Here is a 21,655-nt window from a genome sequence, read left to right on the forward strand (position 1 = left end):
CCCTCCCACATTTAGAAATGCGCCAACTTCAATGCCAATGCCTTGGCCTGAAGCGCCACATCCGTCACCGCCGTGCTCTCCCACCACATCCCGCGCAACGGCGGGCCCATGGCGAACAATCGCGTGCTGACCCGGCCCTGGGCATCCAGCACGGCGCCGCACGTGTCCGCCGCAATCCCCAACGCCAACGGCCCGGGTCTGATCAGCCCGCGCTTGAGCAACTGCTGCGGCAACGGCCGGGCCACGCGGCGCCAGTCGTATTCGATGCCGCTGGAGTTGATCAGCGCCGCTCCCGATACCAGGCTGATCACCTGTTCGCCACGGTAACGCAAGCGAATGGTCACGCCCTCGCCCGAAGGCTCCAGCCCCTTGAACGACGCCGCGCGAATGCGCAACCGCCCTTGCTCATGCAGCCGGGCCACCAACTGGGCACTCAACGGCGGCGAGCGGTGGTGATGGCTTTCCCACCAGGGCCGCACATGCCGCACGAACTGGCGTTTCTCGCCCTCGCTGGCCTGGCTCCACAGCCGGCCGATATGGGCGCGCACCGTGTCCAATGGCGCCTGCCAATCGATGCCCTGCGCCAATGCCAGGCGGCATTGACGCCGCACCTCGCGCAGCAGTTGTCGCGGGCTGCGCAAGGCGTGGTCGGCGGCGAGGAAATCGTCCCAGCCCGGCGGCTGCCGGCGCACATGGGGCAACAACCCGTGGCGTGAAAACACCTCGATGGGCCCACGGTGCCCGGCCTGTTCCAGGGACACCACGGCGTCGACCATGGTCAACCCGGAGCCGATGATCAGCACCGGCGCCTGCGGGTCGATCCGGGTCATGGCCTGCACGTCCCAGGGATCCACAGCGGCGGCGTTCAAGCCGCTGGACTGGGTCTGCGGCGTGCGTGCCGCCGGGAACATGCCGGTGGCCAACACCGCCTGGGCACCGTGCAATTGCTGGCCGTTGTCGAGGGTGAGCAACACTGAATCGTCGCCGACTTGCAGGTCGACGACTTCGGCGCGGATATGCTCGACGGTGGACGCCGACAACGCCTTGGCTTCAGCCAGCCGTTGCTGCGCATACAGGCCAAAAATCCCGCGCGGCGGGAACAGTTCGCTGATGGGCACGTGCTGCTGGTCCGACTCGGGCCAACCGCCGGCGCCGATGTAGGCGGTGAGCCATTGGGTCAGGTCATCGGCGTTGTCCGGGTCGACGCTCATGCGCGCCGCGTTGCCGTTCAAGGTGTGGCCCAGTTCGACGGCGCTGTAGGCCTCGCCACGGCCGAGTTCGGCGCGCGGTTCGATCACCAGGATCCGGCGCTGCCCAGGCCGGCGCAGCAGTTGCACCGCCAACATCGTGCCGCTCAGGCCGCCGCCGATGATCAGCACATCAGCGTTGCGGAGGGATTCAGTCATGCACATTCGCCTTTACTGTTTACCCAGATAAATGTCGTGCAAATCGCCCCGCGCCAACAGCTCGGCGGCGCTGCCACTCAAGGCCACGCGCCCAGTATCCAGCACGTAGCCCTGGGACGCATAGTTGAGCGCGACGTTGATGTTCTGCTCGGCGATCAGGAAGCTCACCTGCTGCTCGCGGTTGAGCTGCGCGATGATTTCGAAGATCTCCTGCACGATCATAGGCGCCAAACCCATGGACGGCTCGTCGAGCAGTACCAAAGTAGGACGGGTCATCAACGCGCGGCCGATGGCGACCATCTGCTGCTCGCCGCCGGACGTCAGGCCGGCACGGGTGTGGCGCTTGGTCTTGAGCCGCGGGAACCACGCATAGATGCGCTCCAGGTCCTGCTCCATGGCCTTGCGGCTCAGGCGCCGGACAAAGCCGCCGCTGCGCAGGTTGTCTTCGACGCTGAGCTGGCCGAAGACATGGCGGCCCTCCAGCACATGCACCATGCCCTGGCGCACACGCTGGCTGGGGTCGACGCCGGCCAGGTCGACGCCCGCGTATTCGATCACGCCCCGGCTGACTTCGGCGCGCTCGGCCCGCACCAGCCCGGAGATCGCCTTGAGGGTGGTGCTCTTGCCGGCACCATTGGCCCCGAGCAGGGCGACGATGGCGCCCTTGGGCACGCTCAGCGACACCCCGGCCACGGCGAGGATCGCGCCGTCGTAGATCACTTCAATATCGTTGACCGTCAACAACGACGGGCGCGTGGCTTCGCTGGCGAGCTGGCTCATGATTTATTCATCCCCGGTGCAGGTGCGTGGCGTCAGGCCTTTTTCCTTGGCGAACGCCGCGGATTTTTCATCGATCAGCGGGCGCAACAGGGCGCGGTCGGCGGCGATCCAGTCGCTGATCAGCGTCCAGTGGGCGCCGTCCCATTGCTGCACGCGCGCCGAGCCGCCGCCTTCGTGGTCGCGGCACGACAGCTTGAGGTTCTGCATCAGGCCCAGGTAGCCCATGTCCTTCAAGCGCGCGTCATCGATATTCAGGTGTTCCAAGCCCCAGCGGCCTTCTTCGCCATTGAGCGGGCGCTTGCCGAACCTGGCCTGGCCGGTGCGGATCGCTTCCACGGCCACGGCGGCGTTCACCAGGCCGGAGTTGTAGTAGACGCTGCCGAAATTCTTCAGGTCCTTGAGGTCGCTGTGGCCCTTGTCGAGGATGTATTGCTTGAGACGCTTGTGGATCTCGAAATCCGCACCTGCCGGGTAAGGCGTGAGCGCCAGGTAGCCCTTGGCGGCAGCGCCTGCGGGCAATACGTCTTCGCTGGAGCTGGCCCAGATGTCGCCGATGATATGGTCCACCGGGAAGCCGAAGCGGGCGGCGGTTTTCACCGCCACCGGGGTGGACACGCCCCAGGTGCGCAGGAACACCCAATCCGGATTGGCCTGGCGCACCTGGCGCCATTGCGCAGACTGCTCATTGCCCGGGTCGGCCACCGGAATCTGGATGTTTTCAAAGCCGTATTTTTCCGCCAGCAATTTCAGCGGGCCGAGGGTTTCGCGACCGTAGGCCGAGTCGTGGTAGACCGTGGCGATCTTCTTGCCCTTGAGTTTGTCGAAGCCGCCTTCGCGCTGGGCGATGTAGTTCACCAGGGTCGACGCCTCGCTGTAGAACGTCAGCATCACCGGGAAGTTGTACGGGAACACCGTGCCGTCGGTGGCTTCGGTGCGACCATAGCCGAGGGTGATCAGCGGGATCTTGTCCACCTCTGCCCTTTCGCTGAGCGCATAGGCCGCCGGTGCGCCGTTGGGCTGGTACACCGCGACCGGCGCGCCATCCAGGCCGTTCTTGAAGCGCTCGTAGCACTCGATGCCCTTCTCCGCCGTCCACTCGGTCTCGCATTCCTGCCACACCAGCTTCACGCCATTGATGCCGCCTTCGACCTCGTTGATATAGCGCAGGTAGTCGATCATCCCGGCCCACACCTGCACGCCGCTGGACGCGTAGGCGCCGACGCGGTAGGTGGCCAGGGGAAAGAACTGCTGGTCGGCCGAGGCTACCGCCTGGGGCACGGCACCGGCCAGGGCTGCCAGCGCGAAGGCGGCGCCGGCCAGGGAGCGTTTCAAGGATGCACGCATAGGGATTCTCTTATCGGTCAGAAACGTAGGGGCCACTGACGCAGCCGGTCACGGAGGTTGTACAACAGGCGAATCAAGCCCTCGGGTTCCTTGATCAGGAACACGATGATCAACACGCCAAAAATGATTTTCTGCAGGTTCTGCAACTGCCCCGCGTCCACCGAGCCACCGAACAACGCCTGCCCGGCATGGCTGAGGAAGATCGGCAGCAAACTGATGAATGCCGCGCCGACGAAGTTGCCGGCAATGCTGCCCATGCCGCCGATAATGATGATGAACAGGATCTGGAATGAGCGGTTGATGTCGAAGCTGCTGGCGCTGGCCGTGCCCAGGTAGGCAAACGCCCACAACGCGCCGGCGATGCCGAGGTAGAACGAACTGACCGCAAACGCCAGGCGCTTGTAGCGCACCACCGGGATGCCGACCACGGCGGCGGCGGTGTCCATGTCGCGGATCGCCATCCAGTTGCGACCCACCTGGCTGCGCACCAGGTTGACCGCGGACCAGGTCAACAACAGCACCGTGACCAGGGTCAGCCAGTAGCGGCCCAGCGGCGTGTTGAGGTCATGGCCGAACAACGCCAGCTTCGGCGCCGAGATGGTCCCGGACGAACCGTAGTTGTAGAACCAGGGAAATTTGACGAACAGCCACTCCAGGAAAAACTGTGCGGCCAGCGTGGTGACCATCAGGTAGAAGCCCTTGATCCGCGAGCTGGGCAAGCCAAACAGCAACCCGACCACGGCGCTGATGATCCCACCGCCGAGCAATGCCACCGGCAGCCCCAACTCCGGCAGGCGCAACAGGAACCCGTAGGTGGCGAACGCCCCAACCGCCATGAAGCCGGCTGCGCCCACCGAGGTTTGCCCGGTATAGCCGGTGAGTAAATTCAGGCCCAGCCCGGCCAGGGACAGCACCAGGAACGGGATGAGGATCGCGTTGAGCCAATAGTCATTGCCCCACAGCGGCACCACGATAAACGCCAGCGCCAACAGGCCGAGCAGGCTCCAGGGCACGCGCCGCTGGACCAGCAGCAAGGGGGCGGTGTGTTCAGCAACAGGGATCGACATGCTTTCAGACTCGCTCGATGGCGCGCTCGCCGAACAGGCCGGCGGGACGGATATACAGGAAGGACAACGCCAGGACATAGGCGAACCACGGCGTGATGCCGCCACCGATCAGCGGGCCGATATACACCTCGGCGAGGTTCTCCGCCGCACCGACAATCAGGCCGCCGACAATGGCCCCGCCAATCGAGGTGAAGCCGCCGATGATCAACACCGGCAAGGCCTTGAGCACCACCAGCGACAGCGAAAACTGCACGCCCTGGCGCGCGCCCCACAACAACCCCGCCACCAGCCCGACGATGCCGGCCACCGCCCAGACGATCTGCCAGATGCGGTTGAGGTTGATGCCGATGGACAGCGCCGCCGTGGTGTCATCCGCCACCGCGCGCAGCGACACGCCGATACGGGTCTTGTTGAACAGCAGCGCCAGCACCGTCACCAGCACCACGGCCACGGCCGCGGCGATCAGGTCGAACTGGCTGAGCATCAGCGGCCCGACGAACAGCGGTACATCGTCGATGCCCAGGTCCAGGGCGCGCACCTGCGAGCCCATCACGCCCTGGGCCAGGCCTTCGATAATGAACGACAGGCCCAGCGTCGCCATGAACAGCGTGATCTGCGAGCGGTTCACCAGCGGCCGCAGCACCAGGCGCTCGATGAGCAAGGCGCCGACAATCATCACGATCACCGTCAACAGCAACGCCAGGGCAAACGGCACGCCCTGGTCGTGCAGGCTGACGAAGGTCAGCGCGGCAAACAGCAGCATCGAGCCCTGGGCAAAATTGAACACGCCGCTGGCCTTGTAGATCAGCACGAAGCCGATCGCGACCAGGGAATACATGGTGCCGGCGAGCAGGCCGCCGAGCAGGGTTTCGAAGAAGAACGTCATCAGTGCGTCACTCCCAGGTAGGCCGCGATCACCTCGGGATTGGCCTGCACCTCGGCAGGGGTGCCGTCGCCGACCTTGCGCCCGTAGTCGAGCACCACCACATGGTCGGACAGCCCCATGACCACGCCCATGTCGTGTTCGATCAACACCACGGTGGTGCCGAGGTCGCGGTTCACGTCGGCGACAAAGCGCGCCATTTCCTGTTTTTCCTCGGCGTTCATGCCGGCCATGGGTTCGTCCAGCAGCAACAGGCTGGGCCCGGCGATCAATGCACGGCCCAGCTCCACGCGCTTTTGCAGGCCATAGGACAGGTTGCCCACCAGCACATCGCGGTAGGCTTGCAGCTCCAGGAGCTCGAGGATGCTCTGGGCGCGCAGGCGGAAGGCTTCGGCTTCACGGCGTGCGCGGGGCAAGCCGAGGGCCTGTTCGATAAAGCTGGTGCGCATATGCCGCGACAGGCCGGTGAGGATGTTGTCGAGCACGCTCATTTTCTTGAACAGGGCGTTGTTCTGGAAGGTACGGCCAATGCCTCGGCGCGCGGCGCCCAGCGGGTCGATACGCTGGAAATGCTGCGCCTCGAACACGATCTCGCCGGCATCGAAGCGATACACGCCGTTGAGCACGTTGAGCAATGAACTCTTGCCGGCACCGTTGGGCCCGATCAACGCGCAGATTTCCCCGCGCGCCACCTCGAACGACAACCCATTGATAGCCTTGACGCCCTTGAACGACAGCGAGATGTCCCGCACCTGGAGAATGGCTTGGCTCATGCACGTTCCCGTTTGAATTCGGCAAGCCACGTCGGCTCGGCATTGGATTTGAGGGGCTGCCAGATATAGGCCAGGCGCTGGAAGCCCAACAGTGTGCGCACGCGGTTTTTCAGCAGGCGGCGCAGGCCGCTGTGCGGGTGGGCAATGGCCCAGTCGCACAGGCGTCGACGCCAGGTGCCGTGGGGTGGCAGGCGGCTTTCGATCTCGTCGGCCAGGTGCAGCAAACGGGCGGGCGACAGCAGCAGGCCGGTGGGCGCGACTTCGCTGCGATCACGTCGCGCCGAGGCCAGGCTTTCCGGGAAGGCCAGGCCGTGGCCGCTGCTCAGCCACTGCTCCAGCACCACCGCCAGGCCGCCTTGCCAGTGGGTGCCCTCCTCGCTCCACAACGCGGTTTCACCGGCTGGCTGCCACCAGCGCTGCAGGTGTTGCGCCGGGTCCACGGGGCCGAGCAGTTGGGCGAAATCCAACCGCTGGGTGAAGGTCCAATCGCGCTGGCGACCTTGAACGTAGGCGTGGCTGGGATGAATACGCCACAGCTGTTGCTCCAAGGCCTGCGGCTCGAGGTTATCGGCCAACGTCAGCACCTGTGCGCCAACGGAATGGGCCGCCAACGCCAGCAACAGCAGGTTCGGCTCAAAGGCGCCGCTGAGCACCAAGCGTGACTGTTGATTGAAACCTTGCTGGCGCAAACCATCGGCCAGGCGTTCGACATCGCGCAAGGTGTCGATCCAGCGCCAGGCGTACCACTGGCCCTGGCGCTTGTGGCGCAGGGCGATGTGCAACGGTGTGAGTTGCGCCCAGTGGCTCAGGTGTTCCAGGAGGGCCGTTGGTTCGTGCACGCTCATAGGGGGTTGCTCCTATTGGGGGGTGTGCGTGCGGTGGTCCGCTGGCTTGATTATTTGGATCGACACAGCTCCAATGTGGGAGGGGGCTTGCCCCCGATGGCTGTGTGTCAGTTAGAACACCTTTGATTGACCCACCGCTATCGGGGGCAAGCCCCCTCCCACATTGGACTTACGTGCATTCGATAGATCGCGATAGCTGGCGCCAGGGTGGTTCGCGCCCAACCTTGCACCATCGCCGAACAACTTCTCGCGCAATGTGCCCTGGGCGTATTCGGTCTTGTACACGCCGCGCTTCTGCAACTCCGGCACCAGCCATTCGACGGCGTCGACAAAGGTTTCATGGGTCAGCGCATAGGCGAGGTTGAATCCGTCCACGTCGGTCTCTTCGACCCACTCCTGCAACAGGTCCGCCACGGTTTCCGGGCCGCCGACGAACAGCGGGCCAAAGCCGCCGATACCGACCCAATCGGCCAGTTCGCTGGGGGTCCAGACCTTGTTCGGGTCCGCCGTGGAGAAGGCTTCCACCGCCGATTGAATCGCATTGGTGTGCACGTGCTTGAGCGGTTCATCCGGCTTGAACTGGCTGAAATCGATCCCGGTCCAGCCGGAGATCAGCGCCATCGCGCCTTCATAACTGGCGTAGGATTTGTATTCGTCGAATTTGGCCTTGGCCTTGGCGTCGGTCTCGTCGACGATCACGGTCTGCAAGTTGAAAATCAGGATTTTCTTCGGGTCGCGCCCGGCTTCGGCCGCACGGCGGCGGATGTCGGCGACGGTCTTTTTCAGCAGCACCTTGGACGGCGCGGCAACGAACACGCATTCGGCCTGCTCGGCGGCGAACTGCTTGCCACGGCTGGAGGCACCGGCCTGGTACAGCACCGGGGTGCGCTGCGGCGAGGGTTCGCACAGGTGGATGCCGGGCACCTGGAAGTGTTTGCCGACGTGGCGGATCTCGTGGATCTTGCTCGGGTCGCTGAAGATTCGACGTTCGCGGTCGCGCAGTACCGCGCCCTCTTCCCAACTGCCCTCCCAGAGCTTGTAGCAGACCTCCAGGTATTCCTCGGCATAGTCGTAGCGGGCGTCGTGTTCGGTCTGGGCTTTCTGGCCAAGGTTCTTGGCGCCGCTTTCCAGATAGGAGGTGACGATGTTCCAGCCGATGCGGCCCTTGGTCAGGTGGTCGAGGGTCGACAGCCTGCGTGCAAACGGATACGGGTGCTCGAACGACAGCGACGCGGTCAGGCCAAAACCCAGGTGCTCGGTGACCAGCGCCATGGGTGCGATCAGCGACAACGGATCGTTGACCGGCACCTGGGTCGCCTGGCGAATCGCCGCGTCGCCGTTGCCGTTGTACACGTCGTAGATGCCCAGCACGTCGGCGATAAACAGGCCGTCGAACTTGCCGCGCTCAAGGATCTTCGCCAGGTCGGTCCAGTATTCAAGGTCCTTGTACTGCCACGAGCGATCGCGCGGATGCGCCCACAGGCCCGGCGATTGGTGGCCGACGCAGTTCATGTCGAAGGCGTTCAAGCGGATTTCACGGGACATCACAGCACTCCGTTGAGGTGGTAGTTGCCGACGACCTGGTACTTCCAGCGCAACGGATCATCCAGGGTCGGTGGCAGCGCGGTGCGTTGGCCGGTCAGTTCGAATTCGGTGTTGCTGGCAAAGAGCAAGGCTTCGGCGGCGGCGATCTGCGCTTCGGTGACGGCGACCGGGCTTGGATCGGTTTCGGCGCGTTCAAGCAAGGCGGCCGCTACATCCACGCGAATCTGCCAATCGCCGAAGCGGCTGATCACGTAGGGGTCGTCGCTTTTTGCGACGTGGCGACGGGTGCTGTCCAGGAGTTGGCGTGCGAGGGTCAGTGCGGTCATGGGTCAGGTCCTCAGTTCCAGGCGTGGCGCGCAGGCTTGACGCCGTTGAGCACGAAATTGCCAATCAGGTGGTATTTCCAGCGGGCCGGGTCGTGCAGGGTGTGGGTCCGCGCATTGCGCCAGAAGCGGTCGAGGTTGTGCTTGGCGGTGACCGAGCGGGTGCCGGCCAGTTCGAAGAGTTTGCTGCTGGCGAGCAAGGCGGTTTCGGCCGACAGCACCTTGGCCTGGGCAACCACCAATGAAGCCTGGGCGACGGTGTCTTCGTTCGGTTCGGCGAGGGCCCGGTCGACGGCGAGGCCGGCCTTGGCGAGGATCGCGTCGGTGCCGTGCACACGCCATTGCAGATCGCCGATGGCGGCGATGGTGAACGGGTCCTGCCAACCGTGATCCTGCTGGCTGTCGATCCACGGACGGGCCTGGCGCGCGAAGATTTTTGCCTGCTCAAGGGCGCCGACGGCAATACCGGTGTCGACCGCGGCCTGGATGATTTGCGAAATCGGCCCGTCGGCGGTGGGCTGGTCAAACGCCAGGTGGGCAGGAATCACCGCGCTCAAGGGCACGCTCACGCCGTCGAGGGTCACGCCGCCGCTGGCGGTGGTGCGCTGGCCGAAGCCGTCCCAGTTGTCGATCACGGTCAGGCCTGGCGCATCGCGCTCGACGAGGCCGATGAACGCCTGGCCCTTTTCGTTATTACCCACGGTGGGCACGATATGGGCGAACAGCGCGCCGGTGCAGTAGAACTTCTCGCCGTTGATCTGCGCGGTGTCGCCGTGGAAGCGAATCTGCGTGTCGAAGGTGCCGGCGTTTTTGCTCTTGGCCTCGGAGAAGGCGTTACCAAAGCGATAACCCGCCAGGACTTTGCCAAAGTAGTGGCGCTTTTGTTCCTCGGTGGCGGTTTGCAGGAGGATGTCCACCACACCCAGGTGGTTCTGCGGGATTTGCCCCAATGACGGGTCGGCGGCGGAGATCAACTTGATCACCTCGGCCACCGTCACATAGGACACCCCGGCGCCGCCATAGGCCTTGGGAACGGTGATGCCCCACAGGCCGCTGGCGGAAAACTCGTCAAGTTCGGCCACCGGCAGGCGCCGCTCACGATCGCGCGCACTGGCGTCGACGGCAAAGCGTTCGGCCAGGCGCTTGGCGACCTCGATGGCCTCCGCGTCCGAGCGGATGATATGGGCAGGTTGTTGAGGGTGGGCAGACATGGGCCGACTCCAGGCTCCGAGGGGATACTGGAGTGTTTGCAGGAGTCGTGCCTGATTTTAATCGTCAGTAAAATCAGCCGGTTGCCGCGTAAACAGGCGTACAACCGCAGTTTCAAACCAGCAAAGTGTGCATCCACTGTTGGCTGGCAAACAGTTAGATCACCACATTGCGCACAAAGCGCACGGCGACGTCGCCGTCATTGCGATAGGCATGGGGCTGGTGGCTGGCGAACATGAAGAACTCGCCGGCGCCGATGGTGTTTTCCTGCTCGCCGATCACCAACGTCAGGCTGCCCTCGAAGACGAACAGTTGCTCGCTCCACCCCTCCAGGTCGGGGTCCGGGCAATAGCGATCACCGGGTTCAAGACGCCACTCCCATAACTCGACCTCGCGCCGCGCCGTGGCCTTGGCCAGCAACACCGCCTTGCTGCCGTCGATTTCCCCCGCCCAGGCGAGTTCGTTGATGCGGCTGTGATCGCGCACATCCGGCGCCTGGATCAGGTCGCTGAACGCCACATCCAACGCTTCGGCCACACGGTCGAGGGTGGACAGGCTGACGTTCTTTTCCCCGGCCTCGATGGCCACCAGCATGCGCCGGCTGACCCCGGACTTTTCCGAGAGCGCAGTCTGGCTCAGGTCGGCGGCGTGGCGCAGGCGACGAACGTTCTGGCTGACGTGCTGCAGGACCGAGGCCCGTTGTGGATTTTCTTTGTGCACTATATTGCTCAATGGGTGGGTGTGCGCAGTATACTGCCCAGCGTGCGGCGCATTGTGCGGTCCGTGCCTTTCCCTTGCAAGACCGAGCCGCCATGACCACCCCGAACTCCCCGTCGCGTTTCCACCGTTTCAGCAAAGCCGAGTGCATCCTGGTGTTTATCACCATGATCTGGGGCGGCACGTTTTTGCTCGTGCAGCATGCCATGACTGTCAGCGGGCCGATGTTTTTCGTGGGCCTGCGCTTTGCGGCGGCGGCGATTGTGGTCGGGTTCTTTTCCTTGCGTACCTTGCGCGACCTGACGTTGTTCGAATTGAAGGCGGGCGTGTTCATCGGCGTAGCGATCATGTTCGGCTACGGCCTGCAGACCATTGGCCTGCAGACGATCCTGAGCAGCCAGTCGGCGTTCATTACCGCGCTGTATGTGCCGTTCGTGCCGCTGCTGCAATGGCTGGTGCTGGGCCGGCGCCCGGGGTTGATGCCAAGCATCGGCATCATGCTGGCGTTTGCCGGGTTGATGTTGTTGACCGGTCCCGCCGGGGCTTCGCTGAATTTCAGCCCCGGGGAAATCGCCACCCTGATCGGTGCCGTGGCGATAGCGGCGGAAATCATTTTGATCAGTGCGTTCGCCGGGCAAGTGGACGTACGCCGGGTGACGGTGGTGCAACTGGCGACGGCGTCGCTGCTGTCGTTTTTGATGGTGGTGCCAATGGGCGAGGCACTGCCGGGGTTCTCCTGGCTGCTGCTGTTCAGCGCCGTGGGCCTGGGCCTGACCAGTGCGGTGATCCAGGTCGCCATGAATTGGGCGCAGCAAAGCGTTTCGCCGACACGGGCCACGTTGATCTACGCCGGTGAGCCGGTGTGGGCCGGGGTAGTCGGGCGGATCGCCGGCGAGCGCTTCCCGCCGATTGCCATGCTGGGGGCAGCGTTGATTGTGGTGGCGGTGATTGTGAGTGAGATCAAGACAAAAGGGCAAAAGGCCATCGAGTTGCAGGATGAGCGGGAACAGGAGCAACAGGGCTAGGGTCCGAAACAATGCCAAACGGGAGTTTTCGACCTACTTTGTAGGATCCTGCCACATGTTGCCGTTTGGTGATCGACAAAGCGGCACGTATGATGCATCCCAAACTCCCGCAGATTAGAAGCCTATGTCCCTGATAGTTCTACTGCTTCTGCCTTTTATCGGCAGCTGTCTGGCGGCCTTGCTGCCGCACAATGCACGTAACACCGAATCCCTGCTGGCTGGCCTTGTGGCCCTGGTCGGAACCGTTCAAGTCGCCCTGCTCTACCCCCAGATCGCCCACGGTGGCGTGATCCGCGAAGAATTCATGTGGTTGCCCAGCCTTGGGCTGAACTTCGTGCTGCGCATGGATGGGTTCGCCTGGTTGTTCTCGATGCTGGTGCTCGGCATCGGCGCGCTGGTGTCGCTGTATGCGCGCTACTACATGTCGCCGGACGATCCGGTGCCGCGTTTCTTCGCGTTTTTCCTGGCCTTCATGGGCGCCATGCTCGGGCTGGTGATTTCCGGCAACCTGATCCAGATCGTGTTCTTCTGGGAACTGACCAGCCTGTTCTCGTTCCTGTTGATCGGCTACTGGCACCACCGCGCCGATGCGCGTCGTGGTGCGTACATGGCCTTGATGGTCACCGGCGCGGGCGGCTTGTGCCTGCTGGCCGGGGTGATGCTGCTGGGGCATATCGTCGGCAGCTATGACCTGGACCAGGTGCTGGCCGCCGGCGAGCAGATCCGCGCGCATTCGCTGTACCCGGTGATGCTCGCCCTGGTGCTGATCGGCGCCCTGAGCAAAAGCGCGCAGTTTCCGTTCCATTTCTGGCTGCCCCACGCCATGGCTGCACCGACCCCGGTGTCTGCCTATCTGCACTCGGCGACGATGGTGAAGGCCGGCGTGTTCCTGCTGGCCCGCCTGTGGCCGTCGCTGTCCGGCAGTGAAGAATGGTTCTGGATCGTCGGCGGTGCCGGCGCCCTGACCCTCCTCCTCGGCGCTTACTGCGCCATGTTCCAGAATGATCTCAAAGGCCTTTTAGCCTATTCCACCATCAGCCACCTCGGGCTGATCACCCTGCTGCTGGGCCTCAACAGCCCGCTGGCCGCCGTCGCCGCGGTATTCCATATCCTCAACCACGCCACGTTCAAGGCCTCGCTGTTCATGGCGGCGGGCATCATCGACCACGAAAGCGGCACGCGGGACATCCGCAAGCTCAGTGGCCTGGTGCGCCTGATCCCGTTTACCGCGACCCTGGCGATGGTGGCCAGCGCATCCATGGCCGGCGTACCGTTGCTCAACGGTTTCCTGTCCAAAGAGATGTTCTTCGCTGAAACCGTGTTTATCTCGTCGACCCAATGGGTGGAAATCGCCCTGCCCCTGATCGCGACCATCGCCGGTACGTTCAGCGTGGCCTACGCCCTGCGCTTTACCGTGGATGTGTTCTTCGGCCCGCCCGCCACCGACCTGCCCCACACGCCTCACGAACCCCCGCGCTGGATGCGTGCCCCGGTTGAGCTGCTGGTATTCACCTGCCTGCTGGTGGGCATCTTCCCGGCCCAGGTGGTCGGTTCGATCCTCGCTGCCGCGGCGCTGCCGGTGGTCGGCGGGGTGCTGCCGGAGTACAGCCTGGCGATCTGGCACGGCTGGAATGCACCGATGATCATGAGCCTGGTGGCCATGTCCGGTGGCGTGGTGCTCTACCTGCTGCTACGCAAACAACTGAAACGCGGCCGCTTCAAATACCCGCCGATCATCAGCTACTTCAACGGCAAGCGCGGCTTCGAGCGCAGCCTGGTGCTGATGATGCGCGGCGTGCGCAGGATCGAGAAACGCATCAGCACCAAGCGCCTGCAGACCCAATTGTTCCTGTTGGTGATCGTCGCGGTGATCGGCGCCATGATCCCGATGCTCAACAGCGGCCTCAGCTGGGGCGACCGCCCGAAGATCCCGGGCTCCATCGTGTTCGTCACCCTGTGGCTGCTGGCGATTGCCTGTGCCCTGGGCGCCGCCTGGCAAGCCAAGTATCACCGGCTCGCGGCCCTGACCATGGTCAGCGTGTGCGGCCTGATGACCTGCGTTACCTTCGTGTGGTTCTCGGCGCCGGACCTGGCGCTGACCCAGTTGGTGGTGGAAGTGGTCACCACCGTACTGATCCTGCTCGGCCTGCGCTGGCTGCCACGGCGGATCGAAGAGGTCTCGCCGCTGCCCAGTTCGCTGCGCAAGGCGCGCATCCGTCGTCTGCGCGACTTCCTGCTCTCCACCGTGGTAGGCGGCGGCATGGCGTTGCTGTCCTATGCAATGCTGACGCGCCAGACGCCCAACGATATTTCCTCGTTCTACTTGAGCCGCGCCCTGCCCGAGGGCGGTGGCAGCAATGTGGTGAACGTGATGCTCGTGGACTTCCGGGGCTTCGATACCCTCGGCGAAATCACCGTGCTCGGCGCCGTGGCGCTGACGGTGTATGCCCTGCTGCGTCGTTTCCGCCCGTCCAAGGAAAGCATGGAGCTGCCGCCACAGCAGCGTCAACTGGCGCCGGACGTGGCCACCGACCTGGTCAACCCGCGCCAGGCCAGCGACACCGCCCTGGGCTTCATGATGGTGCCGGCGGTGCTGGTGCGCCTGCTGCTGCCGATTGCGCTGGTGGTGTCGTTCTACCTGTTCATGCGCGGCCACAACCAACCGGGCGGCGGGTTTGTCGCCGGCCTGGTGATGTCGGTGGCGTTTATCCTGCAGTACATGGTTGCCGGTACCCAGTGGGTCGAGGCGCAGATGAGCCTGCGGCCGATGCGCTGGATGGGCTTCGGCCTGTTCTCGGCGACGCTGACCGGGATCGGCGCGTTGTTTGTCGGCTACCCGTTCCTCACGACCCATACCTGGCATTTCAGCCTGCCGCTGCTGGGCGATATTCATGTTGCCAGCGCGTTGTTCTTCGATGTGGGCGTGTACGCCATGGTCGTCGGCTCGACGCTGCTGATGCTCACCGCCCTCGGCCACCAGTCGGTGCGTGCGCATAAACCGAGCAACCAGGCCAAAGTAGTCGCCGCCACCGAAGGAGCCGCCTGATGGAAGAAGTCATCGCAATTGCCATTGGGGTCCTGGCGGCCTCCGGCGTCTGGTTGATCCTGCGGCCACGGACGTTCCAGGTGGTGATGGGCCTGTGCCTGTTGTCCTACGGGGTCAACCTGTTCATTTTCAGCATGGGCAGCCTGTTTATCGGCAAGGAGCCGATCATCAAGGACGGCGTGCCCCAGGACTTGCTCAATTACACCGATCCCCTGCCCCAGGCCCTGGTGCTTACGGCGATCGTGATCAGCTTCGCCATGACCGCGTTGTTCCTGGTGGTGCTGCTGGCGTCACGGGGCCTGACCGGCACTGACCATGTGGACGGCCGGGAGCCCAAGGAATGAATTGGGTCAACCAACTGATCGTCGCCCCGATCCTGCTGCCGTTGCTCACCGCCGCGCTGATGCTGATGCTCGGCGAAAAACGCCGCCCGCTGAAGGCCAGGATCAATCTGTTCTCCAGCGTCATTGGCCTGGGCATCGCGATCCTGCTGTTGTACTGGACGCAAAAAGGCGGCCCCGGCTCGATTGGCGTGTACCTGCCGGGCAACTGGCAGGTGCCGTTCGGCATCGTGCTGGTGGTCGACCAACTGTCGGCGCTGATGCTGGTGCTCACCGGGATCATCGGCGTGAGCGCGCTGCTGTTCGCCATGGCCCGTTGGGACCGTGCCGGTACCAGTTTCCATGCGCTGTTCCAGATCCAGATGATGGGCCTGTACGGCGCGTTCCTCACGGCGGACCTGTTCAACCTGTTCGTGTTCTTCGAGGTGTTGCTAGCGGCGTCCTACGGCTTGATGCTGCACGGCTCGGGCCGGGCGCGGGTGTCGTCGGGGCTGCATTACATCGCGATCAACCTGCTGGCGTCGTCGCTGTTCCTGATTGGCGCGGCGATGATCTACGGCGTGACCGGTACGCTGAATTTCGCCGACCTGGCGCTGAAAATCCCGCTGGTACCCGAGGCGGATCGCGGCCTGCTGCATGCCGGTGCGGCGATCCTCGCCACCGCATTCCTGGCCAAGGCCGGCATGTGGCCGCTGAACTTCTGGCTGGCCCCCGCCTATTCCTCGGCCAGTGCGCCGGTGGCGGCGATGTTCGCGATCATGACCAAGGTCGGCGTGTACACCGTGCTGCGCCTGTGGACCCTGCTGTTCTCCGGCCAGGCCGGCGCGTCGGCGTTGTTTGGCGGCGACTGGCTGGTGTACGGCGGCATGGCCACGATCATCTGCGCGGCGCTGGCGATGGTGGCGGCGCAGCGGCTGGAGCGCATGGCCAGCTTGAGCATCCTGGTCTCGGCCGGCATCCTGCTGTCGGCCGTTGGTTTCGCCCAGCCAAGCCTGACCGCTGGGGCGCTGTTTTATCTGGTCAGCTCCACCCTGGCGTTGAGTGCGCTGTTCCTGCTGGCCGAATTGATCGAGCGTTCGCGCTCGGCCAACGACCTGCCGCTGGATGAAGAAATCGACGCACTGCCCAAGGCCATGGAATCCCTGCATCCGCGTCCTGGCGTGAACCTGGATGACGAGCAGAAAGCCGTGGTCGGCCAGGTGATTCCCTGGACCATGGCCTTCCTCGGCTTGAGCTTTGTCGCCTGCGCCCTGCTGATCATCGGCATGCCGCCGCTGTCCGGGTTTATCGGCAAGCTCAGTTTGTTGAGTGCGCTGGTTAACCCCTTGGGCCTGGGCGTCAGTGTGGATGAACCCATTCGTCCCGCGGCCTGGGGTTTGGTGGCGCTGTTGATCCTCTCGGGCCTGGCCTCGCTGATCGCCTTCGCCCGCCTGGGTATCCAGCGCTTCTGGACCCCGGAAGAGCGTCCGTCGCCGTTGCTGCGCCGCTATGAGTGCGTGCCGATCTTCTTCCTGCTGGGCCTGAGCATCCTGCTGACCTTCAAGGCCGAGCCGCTGATGCGCTACACCCAGGCCACTGCCCAGAGCCTGAACAACCCGGAACACTACGTGATGGCGGTGATGGCCACGCGTCCGATCCCCAGCCCCGAAGCCAAGACCGCCGCGCTGGAGGTGCAGCCATGAAGCGCCTGTTGCCTGCCCCGTGGTTGTCCCTGGCCTTGTGGTTGCTGTGGCTGGTGCTGAACCTGTCCGTCAGCCCCGGCAACCTGCTGCTTGGCGCGCTGCTGGGCCTGCTTGCACCGCTGCTGATGGCACCGCTGCGCCCGCTGCCGATCCGCATCCGCCGCCCTGGCGTGATCATCCGCCTGTTTTTCCTGGTCGGCCGCGATGTGATCGTCTCCAACCTGCAAGTGGCCTGGGGCGTGCTGATGTGCGGCTCACGCCCACCGCGTTCGCGCTTCGTCAAAATCCCCCTGGAGCTGCGCGACGCCAATGGCCTCGCCGCCCTGTCGATGATCACCACCGTGGTCCCCGGCACCATCTGGTCGGAACTGGCGCTGGACCGCAGCATCCTGCTGCTGCACGTATTCGACCTGGAGGATGAAGCGCCGTTTATCGAGCACTTCAAGACTACTTACGAGCGGCCCCTGATGGAGATCTTCGAATGAGCGCCCTGCTCTCCAATGCGATCCTGTTCAGCCTGTTCCTGTTCTCCCTGGCCATGGTGCTGACCCTGATCCGCCTGTTCAAAGGCCCGTCGGCCCAGGACCGGGTCCTGGCGCTGGACTACCTGTACATCCTGGCGATGCTGATGATGCTGGTGCTCGGTATTCGATATGCCAGCGACACCTACTTTGAAGCGGCGCTGCTGATTGCGCTGTTCGGCTTCGTGGGCTCGTTTGCCCTGGCCAAATTCCTGCTGCGTGGAGAGGTGATTGAATGATGCCGTTATGGATGGAAATCGTCGTCGCAGTGCTGCTGGTATTGAGCAGCGCGTTTGCGTTGATCGGCGCGATTGGCTTGCTGCGCATGAAAGACTTCTTCCAGCGCATGCACCCGCCGGCGCTGGCCTCGACGTTGGGCGCCTGGTGTGTGGCGCTGGCATCGATTATCTACTTTTCGGTGCTCAAGTCCGGGCCGGTGCTGCACGGGTGGCTGATTCCGATTTTGTTGGCGATCACCGTGCCGGTGACGACGTTGCTGCTGGCGCGTACGGCGCTGTTTCGCAAGCGCATGGCCGGTGATGATGTACCGGCCGAGGTCAGCAGCCGCCGCTGAGCGCTGAAACGAGCACGGTCAAAAATGTGGGAGATGTCGAGCTTTAGCGAGGCTTCGATGGCGGCGGCACAGTTGGTAGAGGTGTTGGCTGAAACACCGCTATCGGGAGCAAGCCCCCTCCCACATTTGATTGCGGTTGGCAGGTAGAAAGCAGCCCGGCTGTAGATCTCAAGGATACCGCCAATCCCCTGTGGGAGATGTCGAGCTTTAGCGAGGCTTCGAAGGCGGCGGCACTGTTGGCAGGTATGTTGGCTGACCCACCGCCATCGGGGGCAAGTCGAATCGTCGCGCCGCCCCTCCCACACGGGATCGGGTGAGCCGCTCACTAAAACAGTGTGCAAAAAAACGCCCCGAACCAGTCGGGGCTTTTTTCATCCAGCGTTTGCCAATCAGGCCTGATCAGCCAACCGCCACGTCGTCCCACCTTTCCCGTCCTCCAACACCACACCCATCGCGGTCAGTTGGTCACGGATACGGTCGGACTCCGCCCAGTCCTTGTTGGTGCGCGCAGCCAAACGCGCCTGGATCAACGCATCCACTTCAGCCGCATCCACACGCTCTTCAGCGCCGGCCTGCAGGAAGTCATCGGCTTCCATCTGCAATACGCCCAGGACGCTGGCCAGCTCTTTCAAGCGCGCCGCCAGACCCGCCGCTGCGTCGAGATCACTCTCACGCAAACGGTTGATCTCGCGCACCATTTCGAACAGTACGGCGCAGGCTTCCGGTGTGCCGAAGTCGTCGTTCATGACTTCGGTGAAGCGTGCCACGAAGGCTTCGCCGCCGGCCGGCGCCACGGATGGCAGGCCTTTCAACGCGTGGTAGAACCGCTCCAGGGCGCCCTTGGCGTCCTTGAGGTTGTCTTCCGAGTAGTTGATGGCGCTGCGGTAGTGGCTGGACACCAGCAGGTAACGCACCACTTCCGGGTGGTACTTTTCCAGCACGTCGCGGATGGTGAAGAAGTTGTTCAAGGACTTGGACATCTTCTCGCCATTGATGCGGATCATGCCGCAGTGCATCCAGGCGTTGGCGTAGGTCTTGCCGGTGGCGGCTTCGCTCTGGGCGATTTCGTTTTCGTGGTGCGGGAACTCGAGGTCGCTGCCGCCGCCATGAATGTCGAAGGTCTCGCCCAGGCAGCAGGTGGACATCACCGAGCATTCGATGTGCCAGCCCGGACGCCCGGCGCCCCATGGCGACTCCCAGCTCGGCTCGCCGGGCTTGGTGCCTTTCCACAGCACGAAGTCGAGCGGATCCTGCTTGGCTTCGTCGACTTCGATGCGTGCGCCGATGCGCAGGTCTTCGATTTTCTTGCGCGACAGCTTGCCGTAGCCCATGAACTTGGCGACGCGGTAGTACACGTCGCCGTTGCCTGGGGCGTAGGCGTAACCCTTGTCGATCAGGGTCTGGATCATGGCGTGCATGCCGGGGATGTGGTCCGTGGCACGCGGTTCCATGTCCGGCTTGAGGATGTTGAGGCGCGCCTCGTCCTCGTGCATGGCGGCGATCATGCGCTCGGTCAACGCGTCGAACGACTCGCCGTTTTCATTGGCGCGGTTGATGATCTTGTCGTCGATGTCGGTGATGTTGCGCACATAGGTCAAGTCATAGCCGCTGAAACGCAACCAGCGGGTCACCAGGTCGAAGGCAACCATGCTGCGGCCGTGGCCGATGTGGCAGTAGTCGTACACGGTCATGCCGCACACGTACATGCGCACCTTGTTGCCATCCAGCGGCTTGAAGACTTCTTTGGTCTTGCTGAGTGTGTTGTAGATCGTTAGCACGACAGTTCCTTAAACAGAATCACTGGCCCCACGAATCACGCAAGGTCACGGTACGGTTGAATACCGGCTGACCAGGTTTCGAGTCCTTGATATCCGCGCAGAAGTAGCCTTCGCGCTCGAACTGGAAACGGTCTTCCGGCTGTGCGTCGCCCAAAGAGGGTTCGGCACGACAACCGGTGAGCACTTGCAGGGAGTCAGGGTTGATGTTGTCGAGGAAACTGGCGCTGTCTTCGGCCTTTTCAGGATTCGGCGAACGGAACAGGCGATCGTACAGGCGCACTTCGCACTCGATGCTGGCAGCGGCCGGCACCCAGTGGATCACGCCCTTGACCTTACGGCCTTCCGGGTTCTTGCCCAGGGTTTCCGGGTCGTAGGAGCAACGCAGTTCGACGATGTTGCCATCGGCGTCCTTGATCGCTTCGTCGGCGCGGATCACGTAGCTGCCGCGCAGGCGCACTTCGCCGTTCGGCTCCAGGCGCTTGTAGCCTTTTGGCGGCTCTTCCATGAAGTCATCGCGGTCGATGTAGATTTCACGGGCGAACGGCAGCTTGCGCACGCCGAGTGCTTCGTTCTGCGGATGACGCGGCAGTTCGAGATGGTCGACCTTGTCTTGCGGGTAGTTGGTGATCACGACTTTCAACGGACGCAGCACGCACATGGCCCGTGGCGCGTTCGCGTCGAGGTCCTGGCGGATGCTGAACTCGAGCATGCCGTAGTCGACCACACCGTCGGAGCGGTTGGTGCCGACCATCTCGCAGAAGTTGCGGATCGACGCCGGGGTGTAGCCGCGACGGCGGAAGCCCGACAGGGTCGACATGCGTGGGTCGTCCCAGCCATTGACGTGCTTTTCATCCACCAGTTGCTTGAGCTTGCGCTTGCTGGTGATGGTGTAGTTGAGGTTCAGGCGGCTGAATTCGTACTGACGCGGGTGCGCCGGGACCGGCAGGCTGTCCAGGAACCATTCGTACAGCGGGCGATGGCTCTCGAACTCCAGGGTGCAGATGGAGTGGGTGATGCCTTCGATGGCGTCCGACTGACCGTGGGTGAAGTCGTAGTTCGGGTAGATGCACCACTTGTCGCCGGTCTGGTGGTGGTGGGCGTGGCGGATGCGGTACATGATCGGGTCGCGCAGGTTCATGTTCGGCGAGGCCATGTCGATCTTGGCGCGCAGCACGCGGGCGCCGTCCGGGAACTCACCGGCGCGCATGCGGGCGAACCAGTCGAGGTTCTCTTCTACGGAGCGATCGCGGAACGGGCTGTTCTTGCCCGGTTCGGTCAGGGTGCCACGGTATTCCTTGGCCTGCTCCGGGGTCAGGTCGTCGACGTAGGCCTTGCCGGCCTTGATCAGCTCGACGGCCCAGTCGAACAACTGGTCGAAGTATTTGGAGGCATAGCGCACTTCACCGGACCATTCGAAGCCCAGCCACTTGATGTCGCTTTCGATGGCGTCGATGTATTCCTGGTCTTCCTTGGCCGGGTTGGTGTCGTCGAAACGCAGGTGCGTGACGCCACCGAACTCCTGGGCCAGGCCGAAGTTCACACAGATCGACTTGGCGTGACCGATGTGCAGGTAGCCGTTGGGCTCTGGCGGGAAGCGGGTGACGATCTGCGTGTGCTTGCCCGAATCCAGGTCCGCCTGGATGATCGGGCGCAGGAAATTGACCGGGACGGCAGGTCCGGCCTTGGAATTCGAGGTAGGGTCGACAGTGGGCTTGCTCATAGGATCCTTGAACAGACAGGTTCGTGGCCGGTTGGGGCCAGATAAAACAAAGGCGATATCATAGCTGATGCTGTCA

At 63.6% G+C, this 21,655-nt stretch carries 20 protein-coding genes; 7 read left to right on the forward strand and 13 right to left on the reverse strand.

Annotated elements, in window-relative coordinates:
* Window positions 1-11: 11 nt before the first annotated feature.
* The 11 genes from NIBR502773_RS03695 to NIBR502773_RS03745 form a co-directional block, all read right to left on the reverse strand.
* The gene (locus NIBR502773_RS03695) at window positions 12-1,406 is read right to left on the reverse strand and encodes an FAD/NAD(P)-binding protein (protein ID WP_141155390.1); all 1,395 of its coding nucleotides are present in this window, start codon (window positions 1,404-1,406) and stop codon (window positions 12-14) included.
* A 12-nt stretch (window positions 1,407-1,418) separates the two neighbouring features.
* Entirely contained in the window at window positions 1,419-2,186 is a 768-nt protein-coding gene (locus tag NIBR502773_RS03700) for an ABC transporter ATP-binding protein (protein ID WP_027606304.1), read from the reverse strand.
* Window positions 2,187-2,189: 3 nt separating this feature from the next.
* Window positions 2,190-3,530 carry an ABC transporter substrate-binding protein gene (locus tag NIBR502773_RS03705; protein WP_065940088.1) on the reverse strand — a complete coding sequence of 447 codons (1,341 nt, stop codon included), beginning with the start codon at window positions 3,528-3,530 and terminating at the stop codon, window positions 2,190-2,192.
* A gap of 17 nt (window positions 3,531-3,547) precedes the next feature.
* Window positions 3,548-4,597, reverse strand: a complete 1,050-nt coding sequence (locus NIBR502773_RS03710) for a branched-chain amino acid ABC transporter permease (protein ID WP_141155391.1) — start codon at window positions 4,595-4,597, stop codon at window positions 3,548-3,550.
* A 4-nt stretch (window positions 4,598-4,601) separates the two neighbouring features.
* Window positions 4,602-5,483 (reverse strand): branched-chain amino acid ABC transporter permease, encoded by an 882-nt coding sequence (locus NIBR502773_RS03715; RefSeq protein ID WP_027606301.1) that lies wholly within the window; start codon window positions 5,481-5,483, stop codon window positions 4,602-4,604.
* A complete protein-coding gene (locus NIBR502773_RS03720; protein ID WP_141155392.1) occupies window positions 5,483-6,253 on the reverse strand; it encodes an ABC transporter ATP-binding protein in 771 nt (256 codons plus the stop codon). The genes NIBR502773_RS03715 and NIBR502773_RS03720 overlap by 1 nt, the downstream gene beginning before the upstream one ends.
* A complete protein-coding gene (locus NIBR502773_RS03725) occupies window positions 6,250-7,098 on the reverse strand; it encodes an AMP-binding protein (RefSeq protein WP_141155393.1) in 849 nt (282 codons plus the stop codon). Before NIBR502773_RS03725 ends, NIBR502773_RS03720 begins: the two co-directional genes overlap by 4 nt.
* A 111-nt stretch (window positions 7,099-7,209) precedes the next feature.
* Window positions 7,210-8,643: an LLM class flavin-dependent oxidoreductase gene (locus NIBR502773_RS03730; RefSeq protein WP_141155394.1), complete on the reverse strand. Its 1,434-nt coding sequence runs from the start codon at window positions 8,641-8,643 to the stop codon at window positions 7,210-7,212.
* Window positions 8,643-8,969 carry an acyl-CoA dehydrogenase gene (locus tag NIBR502773_RS03735; RefSeq protein WP_027606297.1) on the reverse strand — a complete coding sequence of 109 codons (327 nt, stop codon included), beginning with the start codon at window positions 8,967-8,969 and terminating at the stop codon, window positions 8,643-8,645. Before NIBR502773_RS03735 ends, NIBR502773_RS03730 begins: the two co-directional genes overlap by 1 nt.
* An 11-nt stretch (window positions 8,970-8,980) precedes the next feature.
* Window positions 8,981-10,177: an SfnB family sulfur acquisition oxidoreductase gene (locus NIBR502773_RS03740; protein ID WP_141155395.1), complete on the reverse strand. Its 1,197-nt coding sequence runs from the start codon at window positions 10,175-10,177 to the stop codon at window positions 8,981-8,983.
* 154 nt (window positions 10,178-10,331) lie between these two features.
* Window positions 10,332-10,895 (reverse strand): helix-turn-helix domain-containing protein, encoded by a 564-nt coding sequence (locus NIBR502773_RS03745; RefSeq protein ID WP_108572662.1) that lies wholly within the window; start codon window positions 10,893-10,895, stop codon window positions 10,332-10,334.
* A gap of 92 nt (window positions 10,896-10,987) precedes the next feature.
* On the opposite strand from NIBR502773_RS03745, the gene NIBR502773_RS03750 reads away from it, so the two are divergent.
* From NIBR502773_RS03750 to NIBR502773_RS03780, 7 genes are all read left to right on the forward strand, one after another.
* Window positions 10,988-11,917: a DMT family transporter gene (locus NIBR502773_RS03750; RefSeq protein WP_027606294.1), complete on the forward strand. Its 930-nt coding sequence runs from the start codon at window positions 10,988-10,990 to the stop codon at window positions 11,915-11,917.
* A gap of 124 nt (window positions 11,918-12,041) precedes the next feature.
* Window positions 12,042-14,963, forward strand: a complete 2,922-nt coding sequence (locus tag NIBR502773_RS03755) for a monovalent cation/H+ antiporter subunit A (protein ID WP_141155396.1) — start codon at window positions 12,042-12,044, stop codon at window positions 14,961-14,963.
* Window positions 14,963-15,307: a Na+/H+ antiporter subunit C gene (locus tag NIBR502773_RS03760; RefSeq protein ID WP_003192163.1), complete on the forward strand. Its 345-nt coding sequence runs from the start codon at window positions 14,963-14,965 to the stop codon at window positions 15,305-15,307. Before NIBR502773_RS03755 ends, NIBR502773_RS03760 begins: the two co-directional genes overlap by 1 nt.
* Window positions 15,304-16,986: a monovalent cation/H+ antiporter subunit D gene (locus tag NIBR502773_RS03765; protein ID WP_141155397.1), complete on the forward strand. Its 1,683-nt coding sequence runs from the start codon at window positions 15,304-15,306 to the stop codon at window positions 16,984-16,986. The genes NIBR502773_RS03760 and NIBR502773_RS03765 overlap by 4 nt, the downstream gene beginning before the upstream one ends.
* Window positions 16,983-17,471, forward strand: a complete 489-nt coding sequence (locus NIBR502773_RS03770; RefSeq protein ID WP_141155398.1) for a Na+/H+ antiporter subunit E — start codon at window positions 16,983-16,985, stop codon at window positions 17,469-17,471. Before NIBR502773_RS03765 ends, NIBR502773_RS03770 begins: the two co-directional genes overlap by 4 nt.
* Entirely contained in the window at window positions 17,468-17,746 is a 279-nt protein-coding gene (locus NIBR502773_RS03775; protein ID WP_005789171.1) for a K+/H+ antiporter subunit F, read from the forward strand. The genes NIBR502773_RS03770 and NIBR502773_RS03775 overlap by 4 nt, the downstream gene beginning before the upstream one ends.
* Window positions 17,743-18,081 (forward strand): Na+/H+ antiporter subunit G, encoded by a 339-nt coding sequence (locus NIBR502773_RS03780; RefSeq protein WP_141155399.1) that lies wholly within the window; start codon window positions 17,743-17,745, stop codon window positions 18,079-18,081. The genes NIBR502773_RS03775 and NIBR502773_RS03780 overlap by 4 nt, the downstream gene beginning before the upstream one ends.
* 389 nt (window positions 18,082-18,470) lie before the next feature.
* On the opposite strand, the gene cysS is transcribed toward NIBR502773_RS03780, so the two are convergent.
* Together cysS and NIBR502773_RS03790 are read right to left on the reverse strand one after the other, a co-directional pair.
* Window positions 18,471-19,859 (reverse strand): cysteine--tRNA ligase, encoded by a 1,389-nt coding sequence (gene cysS, locus NIBR502773_RS03785; RefSeq protein WP_141155400.1) that lies wholly within the window; start codon window positions 19,857-19,859, stop codon window positions 18,471-18,473.
* A 19-nt stretch (window positions 19,860-19,878) separates the two neighbouring features.
* A complete protein-coding gene (locus tag NIBR502773_RS03790) occupies window positions 19,879-21,579 on the reverse strand; it encodes a glutamine--tRNA ligase/YqeY domain fusion protein (RefSeq protein WP_115488494.1) in 1,701 nt (566 codons plus the stop codon).
* Between the last annotated feature and the right edge of the window lie 76 nt (window positions 21,580-21,655).

This window comes from Pseudomonas sp. NIBRBAC000502773 (assembly GCF_006517195.1).
Taxonomy (GTDB): Bacteria; Pseudomonadota; Gammaproteobacteria; order Pseudomonadales; family Pseudomonadaceae; genus Aquipseudomonas; species Aquipseudomonas marginalis.